Below are 14,221 nucleotides of genomic sequence, written 5' to 3' on the forward strand. Positions count from 1 at the left end.
GATTCGCTCATGACGGAAGCGCAAAGGCACCAAATTCTGCTGGATCTGCTCGCCCAAACGGGGTTTGTTACCGTGGAGCAGGTGATGTCGCGGCTCGGGATCTCACCCGCTACCGCCCGACGTGATATCAACAAGCTGGATGAAAGCGGCAAACTGAAAAAGGTTCGTAATGGCGCGGAAGCCATTAGCGAACAGCGCCCCCGCTGGACGCCGATGAACATCCACCAGGCGCAAAATCTGGATGAAAAAGTGCGTATTGCACGCGCCGCTTCGCAACTGATCGCGCCGGGTGAGAGCATCGTCATTAACTGCGGCTCCACCGCCTTTCTGTTGGGTCGGGAACTGTGCGGCAAACCGGTGCAGATCATCACCAACTATCTGCCGCTGGCTAACTACCTGATCGACCAGGAGCATGACAGCGTGATTATCATGGGCGGCCAGTACAACCGCAGCCACGCCATCACCCTCAGCCCCCACGGTAGCGAGAACAGCCTCTATGCCGGACACTGGATGTTTACCAGCGGCAAAGGGCTCACCGCCGAAGGCCTCTACAAAACGGATATGTTGACCGCCATGGCCGAGCAAAAAATGCTTAACGTGGTCGGCAAACTGGCGGTGCTGGTCGACAGCAGCAAGATCGGCGAGCGCGCCGGGATGCTATTCAGCCAGGCCGGACAAATAGACGTGGTGATCACCGGCAAACAGGCCGATGCCGCGATCCTCAAACAGCTTGAGGATCAGGGCGTCAGCGTAATCCGCGTTTAAAGGTGCTGCTGAAAAAAGGCGACCGTGGTAGCCAGCGCCTCTGGCGTAATGCGATGGCGGACGCCTTTCTGCCAGACACAGGTCAGCCTGGCGGCAAGATCCGCCTGCCGGAGCGCCTGTTCTAGTCGAAAGGTTTCTTCCGGCGGCACCACGTCATCGGCATCGCCATGCCAGAGCAATAGCGGCCGCCGGGCAAGGGACGCCAGCTGATGGCTGACATCCCATTCGTTGAGGCTATCGACATCAAAATCAGGCGAGGGGAACAGGGTTTGCGATAGGGAACGAAAATAGCCCGACCCCATCAGACAGGCGACGCTGTTCAGCTCGGGGTGATGCGTCATGATGCCCAGCGCCGTCATTCCACCCATCGAAGCGCCCGCCACCGCCAGCCGCTCCCCTTCCAGCCATCCTTCAGCGATTATCGCCTCGCGCAGCGCAGGAAACTCCCTGAAATTCTGCTGCAGAATCGGCCAGAAGCGCTGCATCCGCCCGGCCTCATCGCCCTGATAGCGCGCCCCATGCTCCGGCGCGTCCGGCATGATCACCCGGAATCCGGCCTCGGCCAGCGCCACCGCAAAGTAGCTGTAGACCAGCTTCGACGAGGTAAAGCCATGATAAAAGACGATACAGGGCAAGGGCTTATCCAGACTCTCCTGCGGACAGGCATGTAAAATTTCACCACCGCCGAGGTTGCGCATTTCTAGTGCAATCATTTATCGTCTTCCTTCTCTATCGTGGTTAGGCGTCATGGGAAAATTCATTCACCAGGCAACCCAGTTTGCTACGATTCATAATGTTGAGAACCCGGTTACGCTTTCACAACATTTTCATTCGAAAATCGCGTCAGAGATAACAGTTCGGGAACATTCCCCGGCAATCCTGTTAAGGCTACCACTACACTATCACTATCAGGAAACGAGATATGGTTATGCGCAGGTTTTCACCGTGGTTACTGGCTATCGTCCTCAGCGGGTGTAGCGCCCTGCAGGGAACGCCAGAAGCCCCGCCGCCCGCCACCGACCATCCGCAGGAGATCCAGCGCTACCAGACGGCTGGCCTGCAGAAAATGGCCACGGTGAGCGTACTGATGTACGGTTCGCCGATGGATGTCGAAGCGGCGCTGAAGGCCAAAGCAGAAGCAGCCAAAGCCGATTACTACGTCATCATCATGATCGATGACACCATGGTACCCGGCCAGTGGTATTCGCAGGCGATCCTCTATCGTCGATAACGAGGCGGCGTCTTTAAATCTGCTTTACACAGCTTTGCGTCCATTCACGTTCTCCTGTGCATAATAACGTTCGGCCAGCCACCTGGCAGGACGTTAGCAACGGACTGCCCTTGGGACTACGTGAAATGGAGCTGACGATGAAACGATCTTTTACCCTATCCAGCCTGCTGTTAACCGCTGCGACGGCCAATACGTCCGCGCAGTCAGCCGAATTCGCCAGCGCGGATTGCGTCACTGGCCTGAATGAAATCGGTCTGATCTCCGTCACTAATCTTTCCGGTAGCCAACAGGATGTAGAGCACGCCATTGCCCGCAAAGCAGACGAGCAAGGCGCCTCCTGGTATCGCATTATTCAGATGTACGAGGAACAACAGCCGGACAGCTGGCGCGTGCAGGCCATTCTCTACGCCTGAGGCGCCTGGCGCCCGCGCCCCATAGCCCGCAGCAGCAGGTCGTCGAGGGTCGGCGCGTCAAGACGTATGCCGCCGCGGGTGTCGAGCATCATCCGGCACCAGGCTTCGGCCAGCGGCGGCGAAGCATGGCGCAGCATCTGCGCCCCCGCGCCAAGACGATAGACCAGCCGGGCAATCTCTCTCCCCTGCTCTTCGGCGGGTCGTTTCAGCAGTTGCTGCAGCTGACGCCATGCGCGGTCGAGATGGCGGTTCTGTCCTTTCACCTCCGCACACTCCGCGGCCAGCAGCTCCATCGCCGCCGGCTGCTTGCTCAGCACCCGCATCACATCGAGGCACATAATATTGCCGGAGCCTTCCCAGATGCTGTTGACCGGCATCTCGCGATACAACCGCGGTAGTTCGCTCTCCTCGCAATAGCCGATGCCGCCCAGCACTTCCATCGCCTCGGCGACAAACGGGATACCGGCCTTACAGATGGCAAACTTGGCCGCAGGCGTAAACAGGCGCGCCCAGGCGCTTTCCCGGGCATCATCCCGACGGTCCCAGGCCCGCGCCAGGCGAAACAGAAACGCGGTCTGCCCCTCCAGACGGAGCGCCATTTGCCCCAGCAGCTGGCGCATCATCGGCTGTTCGACCAGGTTTTTGCCAAACGCCTGACGCTGTAGCGCGTGATACAGCGCCACCGAGAAGGCGCGACGCATCAGGGCATGGCTGCCCAGCGCGCAGTCAAAGCGGGTCAGGCCGCCCATCCTGAGGATCTGCCGCACGCCGTCGCCTTCGTCGCCCACCAGCCAGCCGCAGGCCTCATAAAACTCCACTTCGCTACTGGCGTTGGAGCGGTTGCCGAGCTTCTCTTTTAAGCGTTCAAGACGCACGCCGTTACGCTGCCCATCGGGCAGCAGACGCGGCACAAAGAAGCATGAGAGCCCCGCCGGAGCCTGAGCCAGCACCAGGTGAGCATCGCTCTGCGGCACCGAGAAGAACCACTTGTGTCCCACCAGTCGGTAAAACCCTTCCGCCGTTTTCTCCGCGCGAGTGGTATTGCTCAGCACATCAGACCCCCCTTGCTTCTCGGTCATCCCCATGCCGATCAGCAGGCCGCGCTTCTGGCCGCCAGGCGCAAGGTGCGGATCGTAACGGTCGCTCAGCAGTGGCGACAGCCAGTCGCGAAAGGGCGCGGGCAGGGCGTGCTGCAGCAGGGGCGTCGCGGCGAAGGTCATGGTAATCGGGCACAACGTCCCGGCCTCCACCTGGGCATGGAGCAGAAAGCGGGCGGCGCGGGCGACAAACGCGCCTTCGCGGGCATCCTCCTGCCAGGCGAGGTTATGTACCCGGTTCGCGCACAGCCCCTGCATCAGCAGGTGCCAGGCGGGATGAAAGCGCACGTCGTCCAGCCGGGCGCCGGTGGCGTCATAGCGCAGCAGCTCCGGCGGATTGCTGTTGGCCAGGCGTCCCAGCTCCAGCGATTCGGCTGTCCCCAGCTGCTGGCCAATGCTGGCGAGCAGATCGCCATCCCAGCCGGCGCCTTCGCGGACCACGGCTTCACGCAGAGCGGTATCGGACAGAAACAGATTGCTGTTATTCAGCGGGGTGGGTTGATTAAAAACGGTGTGCGTTTGCCAGTGCATCGTGTCTCCCTCCATCAATGGCGATAGCCATAAGTATGGTTATCCGGAGGGATACTCGCCCGCGAGAGCGGTCACAAAAAAGCCATCCCGGAGGATGGCTTTTTTTGATTCGTCGATGGTTCAGCTTAGCTGCGCTGACGTACTGCTTCAAACAGACAGATGCCGGTAGCCACCGAGACGTTCAGCGAGGAGACGCTGCCCGCCATCGGGATGCTGATCAGCTCATCGCAGTGTTCGCGGGTCAGACGACGCATGCCTTCGCCTTCCGCGCCCATCACCAGCGCCATCGGGCCGGTCATTTTGCTCTGGAACAGCGTATGGTCGGCTTCCCCTGCGGTTCCGACGATCCAGACGTTCTCTTCCTGCAGCAGACGCATGGTGCGCGCCAGGTTGGTGACGCGGATCAGCGGGACGTTCTCCGCCGCGCCGCAGGCCACTTTCTTCGCCGTCGCATTCAACTGAGCGGAACGATCTTTTGGCACGATCACCGCATGCACGCCGGCGGCGTCAGCGCTACGCAGGCAGGCGCCGAGGTTGTGCGGATCGGTTACGCCGTCGAGGATCAGCAGGAACGGTTGATCGAGCTGCGCCAGCAGATCCGGCAGATCGTTCTCCTGATACTGACGCCCCGGCTTCACGCGGGCAATGATCCCCTGGTGCACAGCGCCTTCGCTCTTCTCATCAAGAAACTGACGGTTGGCCAGCTGAATCACCACGCCCTGCGCTTCCAGGGCATGGATCAGCGGCAGCAAGCGCTTATCCTCACGGCCTTTCAGAATATAAACTTCCTGAAAACGCTCAGGTGCGCGCTCCAGCAGTGCCTGCACCGCATGGATGCCGTAAATCATTTCACTCATTGATGTACTCGTTTTAGGTTCTGTTATCTGCCCCCTTCACCCCATCCTGCGTCAGCAGACTTCAGGGTGAAGGGAGGTCAATCACTCGGCGATCTTCTTCTTTGCCGCGCGCTTGGCTTTCGTCGCGGCGGCGATTTTCTGTGTTTTCGCCGACGGTTTTTTCGCTTTTTTCTCTTTCTTCGGTCGGGCGGTCTCTTTCTCTTTACGGAAAGCGCTGTCCGGCTCGAAGTTTACCTGCTTACCCACCTGGCGGCGACGGCCGCCCGGCTTGCCAGAGGTACTCTTTTTCGCTTTCTCACGGGCGGTCTTGCCGACATTACGCGGCGCACGCTCGCTGGAGATCAGGGTAAAGTCGATTTTCCGCTCGTCCATGTTGACCGCTTCCACACGGACTTCCACGCGGTCGCCCAGGCGATAGGTCTGGCCGCCGGACTCACCAATGAGACGCTGCCCCACCTGGTCGAAACGATAATAGTCGTTATCCAGGCTGGAAACATGCACCAGACCGTCGATAAACAGATCGTTCAGGCGGACGAAGAAGCCAAAGCCGGTCACGCTGGCGATCACGCCGGAGAAGATGTTGCCCACCTGATCCTGCATGAAGTCGCACTTCAGCCAGTCAGACACTTCGCGCGTCGCTTCGTCGGCGCGGCGCTCGGTCATCGAACAGTGCTGACCCAGCTGGAGCATCTCTTCCATACTGTAGTGCCAGCCGCCGGTCTCGGTGCTGTTGCCTTTATGTCCCTGCTCTTTGGCCAGCAGATACTTGATAGCGCGGTGCAGCGACAGGTCCGGGTAACGACGAATCGGCGAGGTGAAGTGGGCGTATGACTGCAGCGCCAGGCCAAAGTGACCGCGGTTTTCCGGATCGTAGACCGCCTGCTTCATGGAGCGCAGGAGCATCGTCTGCAGCATTTCCGCATCCGGGCGATCGGCGATGGAGGTTAGCAGCTCTGCGTAATCACGCGGCTCCGGCTTGTTGCCGCCAGGCAGCTCCAGTCCCAGCTCAGCCAGCACGGTACGGAAGGAGGTAATCGCTTCGGTGGTTGGCTTATCATGGATACGGAACAGCGCCGGCTCCTGCGCCTTCTCAACGAAGCGCGCGGCGGAGATGTTCGCCAGGATCATGCACTCTTCAATCAGCTTATGCGCATCGTTACGCTGAGTCTGTTCGATACGCTCAATACGGCGTTCGGCATTGAAGATGAATTTAGCTTCTTCACTTTCAAATGAGATACCACCGCGCTCTTCGCGGGCGCTCTCCAGCACTTTGTAGAGGTTATGCAGCTCTCCAATGTGCTTCACCAGCGGCGCGTAGTGTTCGCGCAGTTCCTGGTCACCCTGCAGCATATGCCACACTTTGGTGTAGGTCAGGCGAGCATGTGAACTCATCACCGCTTCATAGAATTTATAACCGGTCAGACGGCCTTTTGACGAAATCGTCATCTCGCACACCATACACAGGCGATCGACCTGCGGGTTCAGCGAGCATAGACCGTTAGACAGCACTTCCGGCAGCATCGGCACTACCTGCGACGGGAAGTAGACCGAGGTGCCACGACTGCGCGCTTCCGCATCCAGCGGCGTCCCCGGGCGCACGTAGTAGCTGACGTCGGCAATGGCGACCCACAGGCGCCAGCCGCCGCCGCGTTTCTTCTCGCAGTACACCGCGTCATCGAAGTCGCGGGCATCTTCGCCGTCAATGGTAACCAGCGGCAGCGAGCGTAAATCGACGCGTCCGGCCTTCGCCTCTTCCGGCACCTGTTCTTTGAGACCGGAAACCTGTTTTTCCACCGCCGGCGGCCAGACATAAGGAATTTCATGGGTACGCAGCGCCATATCGACGGCCATGCCGGTGCCCATGTTGTCGCCCAGCACTTCGACGATTTTACCCACCGCTTTGGTGCGGCGGGTTGGTCGCTGGGTCAGCTCGACCACGACCACGTAGCCCATCCGCGCGCCCATTATCTCTTCCGGCGGGATCAGGATATCGAAGCTCAGGCGGCTGTCGTCCGGGACGACAAAGCCGACGCCAGCGTCGGTGAAGTAACGGCCAACTATCTGGCTGGTTTTCGGCACGAGGACGCGGACGATGCGCGCTTCGCGGCGGCCCTTACGGTCCGCGCCCAGCGGCTGAGCCAGCACCTGGTCGCCGTGAATACAGGTTTTCATCTGCTCTGACGACAGGTACAGATCGTCTTTGCGCCCTTCAACGCGCAGGAAACCATAGCCATCGCGGTGGCCAATAACGGTTCCTTTGAGGAGATCGAGGCGTTCCGGCAGGGCATAGCACTGGCGGCGGGTGAAGACCAGCTGACCGTCGCGCTCCATCGCGCGCAGGCGGCGGCGCAGCGCTTCGGTTTGCTCTTCGCCCTCGATATTTAACTCGATGGCCAGCTCATCGCGGCTGGCAGGCTTTTCCCGTTTAGTTAAATGTTCGAGGATAAATTCCCGGCTCGGGATAGGGTTCGCGTACTTCTCAGCTTCGCGTTCCTGGAATGGATCTTGTGACATATCGGTTCCTCCGTTGTCATCTCCGGCAGAGTGGCGTCACTCCACCAGCAATAATTTATAAAGCGGTTGATTCTTCTCAACCAAATCAGCCAGCGTATAGTTATCCAGTTCCTTGAGAAAACTCTGCGCGGCTTCAGCTAGTGCCTGTTTCAGACGACAGGCTGGTGTAATGTGGCAAAACTCGCTGCTGCAGTTGACCAGCGATAAGGGTTCAAGGTCACGCACCACGTCACCGACGCGGATCTGTCCTGCTGGTTTGCCGAGGCGAATGCCCCCGTTCTTCCCCCGCACGGCAGTCACGTAGCCCATGCGACTTAACTGATTGATTATTTTAACCATATGATTACGGGAGACGCCATAGACCTCGGTCACTTCCGAGATACTGGTCATTCGTCCTTCCGGCAGCGACGCCATATAAATCAGCGCGCGTAGTCCGTAATCGGTGAAACTCGTTAACTGCACATAAACCTCAGGGAAAAGAAAACAGGGTATGTCGAGCGACATCATTATTATTGATGATAAACCAGCCAGCGCTCAGGCCGCTAATTTATTTGAAATGGGGCGGGCGAACAGCAAAAACAAGGGCGCCCGAACGGCGCCCCTTGAGAGTGATTACGCGTCGAACGGATCGCGCAGAATCATAGTCTCGGTACGGTCTGGACCGGTAGAGATGATATCCACCGGCACGCCGGTCAGCTCTTCAATACGCTGGATGTAGTTCAGGGCTGCCTGCGGCAGGCCGCTGCGCTCTTTCACGCCGAAGGTGGTTTCGGACCAGCCCGGCATGGTTTCGTAGATAGGCTCGATACCTTCCCAGTTATCGGCAGCCAGCGGAGTGGTGGTCACTTCGCGGCCATCCGGCATACGGTAGCCAACGCAGATTTTCACTTCTTTCAGGCCGTCGAGGACGTCCAGTTTAGTCAGGCAGAAGCCGGACAGGGAGTTAATCTGCACCGCGCGACGGACTGCGACCGCGTCCAGCCAGCCGGTACGACGACGGCGGCCGGTGGTGGCGCCGAATTCGTTACCCTGCTTGCAGAGGAACTCGCCAGTTTCATCAAACAGCTCGGTCGGGAACGGACCTGCACCGACGCGAGTCGAGTACGCTTTAATGATGCCCAGTACGTAATCCACATAACGCGGGCCCAGGCCGGAGCCGGTCGCCACGCCACCTGCGGTGGTGTTAGAGGACGTAACGTACGGGTAGGTACCGTGGTCGATATCCAGCAGCGTACCCTGCGCGCCTTCGAACATCACGAAGTCGCCGCGCTGACGCGCCTGATCCAGCAGGTCGGATACGTCCACCACCATGCTGGTCAGGATGTCGGCAATCGCCATCACATCGTCCAGCACTTTCTGGTAGTCAACCGCTTCTGCTTTGTAGAAGTTCACCAACTGGAAGTTGTGATATTCCATCACTTCTTTCAGTTTATCGGCGAAGGTTGCTTTATCGAACAGATCGCCAACGCGCAGACCGCGACGAGCGACTTTATCTTCGTAAGCCGGGCCAATGCCGCGACCGGTAGTGCCGATCGCTTTCGCGCCACGCGCTTTTTCACGCGCCACGTCAAGCGCCACGTGATAGTCAAGGATAAGCGGGCAGGCTTCAGAGAGCAGCAGACGCTCGCGAACCGGGATACCACGGTCTTCCAGGCCCTTCATCTCTTTCATCAGCGCGGCCGGAGACAGCACGACGCCGTTACCGATGATGCTGGTGACGTTTTCACGCAGAATGCCTGATGGAATAAGATGGAGAACGGTTTTTTCACCGTTGATTACGAGAGTATGGCCGGCGTTGTGACCACCCTGGTAGCGCACAACATATTTAGCCCGTTCAGTCAGGAGATCGACGATCTTCCCTTTACCTTCGTCACCCCATTGGGTGCCCAGTACGACGACGTTGTTACCCATTTTTCAAAATCACCGTTTGCTTAAAAATGGATTCTACCATCGCTTTTTCAGAGTTACAGCACTTTTTGCATCCAAAATAAGGCAAATCCGACCACTTTTTGATCAGCCAATCGATTTCCTCAACATGTAGTAGATCACAATCCCGGCAACCACAAGTCCGCCGCCAAAACGACGCAATAAATTATCCGGTAGCTGGCTCAGGCTAGCGACCATCTTGCGCCAGGCGCGCGGATAAAGCAGCGGGCCAAGCCCTTCAAGTACTAAAACCAGCGCCAGCGCCAGCCAAATGGTGGAGTTCATCGTCAACCCTAATTGAAAAGTATCATTGCCGCCCTCGCGGGCGTCTCGGCCAGCATGGTGAATTCATTCCCTCATTTCACATTGTCCCGTATTTCAGCTTCATTATGAACCGGAAAGGTGAAACAAAATTCACAACTAATTGTATTGCTGGATATTTTTTAAATTGTAACTATGCCATCGCGTACTACAACCCGGTACGTCTACTTAATCAGGAAGATTATGATGAGAGAATTAACCGCATTTGAAATCGAAAATGTGAGCGGCGCAGGCTGGCTACAGGATGGTCTGGCGGCCTTAGGCAGCAAGGTCGGCGCAGCCGCATGGACGATGGGCACTGATGCCCTGAGCATTAACCTGCCGCTGCTTGGCACCCTCAATCTGGCCGACCTGGCGCCGGACCTGGGCAAAACCCTGGGCGAAAGCGTTGGGTCGACTATCGGCGGCACCATCGAAAGTGCGCTGGCAGGCCTGCCGGTGATCGGCGGCCTGCTGAACAAGCTACTCGGCAATTAATTCCCGCCCTCGCAGCATGAAAAAAGGCGCCTGTTTCAGGCGCCTTTTCGCATTATTACTTCAGGTTTACACCTTCTCCGGCTTATTTACGCGCCGAATCCGGTGAACGCATATAGCGGAAGAAATCGCTGTCCGGACTCAGGACCATCACATCCTGATTGCTCTGGAAGCTCTTCTCATAGGCACGCAGGCTACGGATAAAGGAGTAGAAGCCTGGATCCTGGCTGAACGCGTCGGCAAACAGTTTCGCTGATTCCGCATCACCTTCACCACGCAGGATACGGCCCTGGCGCTCGGCTTCCGCCAGCGTCTTGGTGACTTCATAGTCCGCAGTCGCGCGCAGTTTTTCCGCCTCTTCCTGACCCTGTGAACGATGGCGACGAGCAACCGCTTCACGCTCCGCGCGCATACGGTTATAAATCGCTTCCGACACTTCTGCCGGCAGGTTGATCTGTTTGATACGTACGTCGACAACTTCGATACCCAGCGCCGCCATACTGTTCGGGTTGATCACCTGCACTTTACCGTTGGTTTCGGCTTCCACACGCTCTGCCGCTTTAGCAATCGCGTCGTCAGCCGCCGGGGTGCTAACCTCATCTTCCGTACCGGCCGAACCCGAGTTCAGCGCATCGCGCACTTCCAGGGTCAGGCGACCACGGGAGTCGGTGACGATATCTTTCACATCCAGACGACCAATTTCAGAACGCAGACGGTCAGAGAATTTACGCTTCAGCAGTACCTCGGCCTGGGAGACGTCGCCGCCGCCGGTTGCCAGGTAGTAACGGCTGAAGTCGCTGATGCGCCACTTGATATAGGAGTCGACGATCAGGTCTTTCTTCTCTTTAGTAACGAAACGGTCAGCCTGGTTGTCCATGGTCTGAATACGCGCATCCAGCATCTTCACCGATTCGATAAACGGGATCTTGAAGTGCAGGCCTGGCGCATACACCAGCGGCTTGTTTTCGTCGTCGCGCAGAACTTTACCGAAACGCAGCGTGATACCGCGCTCGCCTTCCTTTACGACAAAGACAGACATGTAGAGCACTACCAGCACGATGACAATGATCGCGATAACAGATTTACGCATCGTTATTCCCCCTGACGCTGGTAGTCGTTACGCTGCGCGTTAGCGCGGCGTTGGTCCATAATGCTACCCCCGGTTGAGCTCGAGGTTGATGAGGTGCTGGCGCTGCTTGAGCTGGATGCTGGCGGCAGGCGCAGCAGATCGCTGGCGTCACTACTATCGCTCTTTGCTGCCGGCGCAGCGGCGCCTTTCAGCATCTGATCCAGCGGCAGAACCATCAGATTGCCGTTTTTGCTGTCATTGACCAGCACTTTACGGGTGTGGCTCAGCACTTTTTCCATGGTTTCGATATACAGACGCTCGCGGGTAATTTCCGGCGCGGCTTTGTATTCCGGCAGGATCTTCGCAAAGCGAGCCACTTCACCCTGGGCTTCCAGAACGGTCTGGGTCTTATAGGCGCGTGCCTCTTCGAGGATACGCTGCGCCTGACCATTCGCCCGCGGCTGGACTTCGTTGGTATACGCTTCCGCTTCACGAATGTACTGCTGCTCGTTCTCACGCGCGGCAATGGCATCGTCAAACGCGGCCTTCACCTCTTCCGGCGGACGCGCCGTCTGGAAGTTGACGTCCAGCAGAGTGATACCCATGTTGTACGGGCGAATCGTCTCTTCCAGCTCACGCTGGGTATCGCTACGGATCACGGTACGACCTTCGGTCAGAATGCGATCCATGGTGTATTTGCCGATCACGCCGCGCAGCGCGCTGTCGGTGGCCTGACGCAGACTGTCGTCCGCGCTGGTCACGCTAAACAGATAGCGCTCCGGATCGGTGACGCGGTACTGCACGTTCATCTCAACGCGCACCACGTTTTCGTCAGAGGTCAGCATGACGCCGGAAGCCGCAAGTTCGCGCACCGACTCCACGTTCACCGCCTGAACGTTATCGATAAAGGTCGGTTTCCAGTTCAGGCCAGGCTCAACCAGATGGCTGAACTTACCAAAACGGGTGACCACGCCGCGCTCGGCCTCTTTAATGGTATAGAAACCGCTGGCCGCCCAGATAATCACTGCCGCCGCGGCAACGATGCCGACAATACGCCCGCCCATCGGTCCGCGAGGCCCCTGCGCGCTATTGCCGCCGCCCAGTCCGCCCTTGCCGCCGCCGAGCCCGCCAAGTTTTTTACTTAACTTGCGGAAGATATCATCCAGATCCGGTGGCCCCTGCTCGCGACCGCCTTTATTGCCATTTCCCTCAGAGTTGCCGCCAGGTTTGCTGCTCCCCCACGGGTCGCGGTCCTGTCCGTTATTACCGGGCTGATTCCACGCCATGTATATGCTCCATATTTGTTTTTGATATCCCCACAGGGGTCAATATCTTCAGGCAAGCTGCAAGGTTAAACCACATAGTCAACAAGCGTTGGCTCTTGCTTACAGAGGCGCCGCCAGTCAACGATCGGCATGCGCACCTGCAGACTCACGCTGCCGTCATCCTCCATCCACTCTTTTTCTATCGCCTGAAGCTGATAGAAACGGCTTCTCAGTCGCCCTTCTTTCGGCGGTAAGCGCAGCGTATGCTGGGCCACTTCACCGGAAAGACGCTCCGTTAATGCCTGAAAAAGCAGTGGTACGCCAACCCCGGTCTGGGCTGAAAGCCAGACCCGAATCGGTTTATTTTCATCGTCGCGATCGATGCGCGGTTCAAAATCGTCAAGCATGTCGATTTTGTTCATCACCAGCAGCGCCGGGATCTCATCGGCCTCAATTTCAGCGAGAACCGTATTTACCGCATCAATGTTTTCCTGCACGCGGACATCCGCCGCGTCAATCACATGCAGCAGCAGCGTCGCCTGACGCGTCTCCTGCAACGTCGCTTTAAACGCGGCTACCAGATCGTGCGGCAGGTGGCGAATAAAGCCGACGGTATCGGCCAGCACCGTTTCGCCGACGTCAGGGACGTCAATGCGGCGCAGCGTCGGGTCCAGGGTGGCGAACAGCTGGTTCGCGGCATAGACCTCGGCGGCAGTGATCTGGTTAAAGAGCGTTGATTTTCCGGCGTTGGTATAGCCCACCAGCGACACGGTAGGAATATCGGCTTTCGCACGCGACCGCCGCCCCTGCTCGCGCTGTTTCTCGACTTTTTCCAGCCGCGACAGGATCTGCATGATACGGTTACGCAATAAACGGCGGTCGGTTTCGAGCTGGGTTTCACCCGGGCCACGCAAACCAATCCCGCCCTTCTGTCTTTCAAGGTGGGTCCAACCGCGGACAAGGCGAGTCGCCATATGGCGCAGCTGCGCCAGCTCGACCTGCAATTTCCCTTCATGGGTGCGCGCGCGCTGGGCGAAAATATCTAAAATAAGACCGGTGCGATCGATAACCCGGCATTCGCACAGGCGTTCCAGGTTACGTTCTTGCGCCGGACTCAGGGCATGATCGAAGAGCACGACCGAAGCGCCGGTCGCTTTAACGGCTTCCGCAATTTCGACTGCCTTACCTTCACCAACAAAATACTTCGGGTGCGGTGCTTTACGGCTACCGGTAATCACCTGCATTGCTTCGACACCGGCGGAAGAGGCCAGAGTTTCAAACTCCTGGAGATCTTCCATATCTTTGTCTTGCGAAAAATAGATGTGTACCAGTACCGCCTGCTCACCGGCGTCATAACGGTCAAACAAGCGTAAACCCCTTATAAAATACCAGCGGGGAACGCAGAAAACCTGGCTCCCCGGCGTGGAAAAACAGCACTGGCCTTATTCGGCGTCGTCGCTGTCTTGTTGCGGCGCAGAAGAACCCTGCGCGCTACCACCGTGGTGATAGTTACTGGAACCGCCGCCAGCATTGTTGCTGTGGTGAGACACCGGGCGAGACGGGACAACAGTAGAAATTGCGTGCTTATAGACCATCTGGCTGACCGTGTTCTTCAACAGGATCACGAACTGATCGAAAGACTCAATTTGCCCTTGCAGCTTGATACCATTCACCAAATAAATAGAAACCGGAACGCGTTCCCGACGCAAAGCGTTCAGGAACGGATCTTGTAAAGATTGCCCCTTAGCCATTCTCTCT

At 57.9% G+C, this 14,221-nt stretch carries 15 protein-coding genes; 4 read left to right on the forward strand and 11 right to left on the reverse strand.

What is annotated here, in order from left to right:
• Positions 1-9 precede the first annotated feature (9 nt).
• The gene (ulaR, locus tag OHJ17_RS23080) at positions 10-765 is read left to right on the forward strand and encodes an HTH-type transcriptional regulator UlaR (RefSeq protein WP_004177697.1); all 756 of its coding nucleotides are present in this window, start codon (positions 10-12) and stop codon (positions 763-765) included.
• On the opposite strand, the gene yjfP is transcribed toward ulaR, so the two are convergent.
• Positions 762-1,478, reverse strand: coding sequence for an esterase (gene yjfP / locus OHJ17_RS23085; protein WP_004178343.1), 717 nt, complete (start codon positions 1,476-1,478; stop codon positions 762-764). The two genes, ulaR and yjfP, sit on opposite strands and share 4 nt — an antisense overlap.
• Positions 1,479-1,687: 209 nt before the next feature.
• Here yjfP and bsmA point away from each other — a divergent pair, with 209 nt between their 5' ends.
• Both bsmA and yjfN read left to right on the forward strand, forming a co-directional pair.
• Positions 1,688-1,996 carry a biofilm peroxide resistance protein BsmA gene (bsmA, locus tag OHJ17_RS23090; RefSeq protein WP_002885674.1) on the forward strand — a complete coding sequence of 103 codons (309 nt, stop codon included), beginning with the start codon at positions 1,688-1,690 and terminating at the stop codon, positions 1,994-1,996.
• A 137-nt stretch (positions 1,997-2,133) separates the two neighbouring features.
• Positions 2,134-2,409: a DUF1471 family protease activator YjfN gene (gene yjfN / locus OHJ17_RS23095; protein ID WP_002885673.1), complete on the forward strand. Its 276-nt coding sequence runs from the start codon at positions 2,134-2,136 to the stop codon at positions 2,407-2,409.
• Here the strand turns inward: yjfN and OHJ17_RS23100 are convergent.
• The 6 genes from OHJ17_RS23100 to OHJ17_RS23125 form a co-directional block, all read right to left on the reverse strand.
• Positions 2,400-4,037 carry an isovaleryl-CoA dehydrogenase gene (locus tag OHJ17_RS23100; RefSeq protein WP_004178342.1) on the reverse strand — a complete coding sequence of 546 codons (1,638 nt, stop codon included), beginning with the start codon at positions 4,035-4,037 and terminating at the stop codon, positions 2,400-2,402. The two genes, yjfN and OHJ17_RS23100, sit on opposite strands and share 10 nt — an antisense overlap.
• 125 nt (positions 4,038-4,162) lie before the next feature.
• Entirely contained in the window at positions 4,163-4,894 is a 732-nt protein-coding gene (rlmB, locus tag OHJ17_RS23105) for a 23S rRNA (guanosine(2251)-2'-O)-methyltransferase RlmB (protein ID WP_002885669.1), read from the reverse strand.
• 81 nt (positions 4,895-4,975) lie between these two features.
• A complete protein-coding gene (rnr, locus tag OHJ17_RS23110; RefSeq protein WP_032433776.1) occupies positions 4,976-7,408 on the reverse strand; it encodes a ribonuclease R in 2,433 nt (810 codons plus the stop codon).
• Between the two features lie 36 nt (positions 7,409-7,444).
• Positions 7,445-7,870: a nitric oxide-sensing transcriptional repressor NsrR gene (gene nsrR / locus OHJ17_RS23115; protein WP_002885667.1), complete on the reverse strand. Its 426-nt coding sequence runs from the start codon at positions 7,868-7,870 to the stop codon at positions 7,445-7,447.
• Between the two features lie 150 nt (positions 7,871-8,020).
• Positions 8,021-9,319, reverse strand: a complete 1,299-nt coding sequence (locus OHJ17_RS23120) for an adenylosuccinate synthase (protein WP_002885665.1) — start codon at positions 9,317-9,319, stop codon at positions 8,021-8,023.
• Positions 9,320-9,421: 102 nt separating this feature from the next.
• On the reverse strand, positions 9,422-9,619 hold the full coding sequence (locus OHJ17_RS23125; RefSeq protein WP_002885664.1) for a DUF2065 domain-containing protein: 198 nt from the start codon (positions 9,617-9,619) through the stop codon (positions 9,422-9,424).
• Positions 9,620-9,841: 222 nt separating this feature from the next.
• Here OHJ17_RS23125 and OHJ17_RS23130 point away from each other — a divergent pair, with 222 nt between their 5' ends.
• Positions 9,842-10,132 carry a hypothetical protein gene (locus tag OHJ17_RS23130; protein WP_002885663.1) on the forward strand — a complete coding sequence of 97 codons (291 nt, stop codon included), beginning with the start codon at positions 9,842-9,844 and terminating at the stop codon, positions 10,130-10,132.
• 82 nt (positions 10,133-10,214) lie between these two features.
• On the opposite strand, the gene hflC is transcribed toward OHJ17_RS23130, so the two are convergent.
• The 4 genes from hflC to hfq form a co-directional block, all read right to left on the reverse strand.
• Positions 10,215-11,219 carry a protease modulator HflC gene (gene hflC / locus OHJ17_RS23135; protein WP_002885662.1) on the reverse strand — a complete coding sequence of 335 codons (1,005 nt, stop codon included), beginning with the start codon at positions 11,217-11,219 and terminating at the stop codon, positions 10,215-10,217.
• Between the two features lie 2 nt (positions 11,220-11,221).
• A complete protein-coding gene (gene hflK / locus OHJ17_RS23140; protein WP_004146726.1) occupies positions 11,222-12,484 on the reverse strand; it encodes an FtsH protease activity modulator HflK in 1,263 nt (420 codons plus the stop codon).
• Positions 12,485-12,549: 65 nt separating this feature from the next.
• Positions 12,550-13,830: a ribosome rescue GTPase HflX gene (gene hflX / locus OHJ17_RS23145; RefSeq protein ID WP_004146725.1), complete on the reverse strand. Its 1,281-nt coding sequence runs from the start codon at positions 13,828-13,830 to the stop codon at positions 12,550-12,552.
• A 75-nt stretch (positions 13,831-13,905) separates the two neighbouring features.
• A complete protein-coding gene (hfq, locus tag OHJ17_RS23150) occupies positions 13,906-14,214 on the reverse strand; it encodes an RNA chaperone Hfq (protein WP_002885659.1) in 309 nt (102 codons plus the stop codon).
• Between the last annotated feature and the right edge of the window lie 7 nt (positions 14,215-14,221).

Origin of the sequence: Klebsiella sp. KP20-425-1 (assembly GCF_025813515.1) — a bacterium.
Lineage (GTDB): Bacteria > Pseudomonadota > Gammaproteobacteria > Enterobacterales > Enterobacteriaceae > Klebsiella > Klebsiella pneumoniae.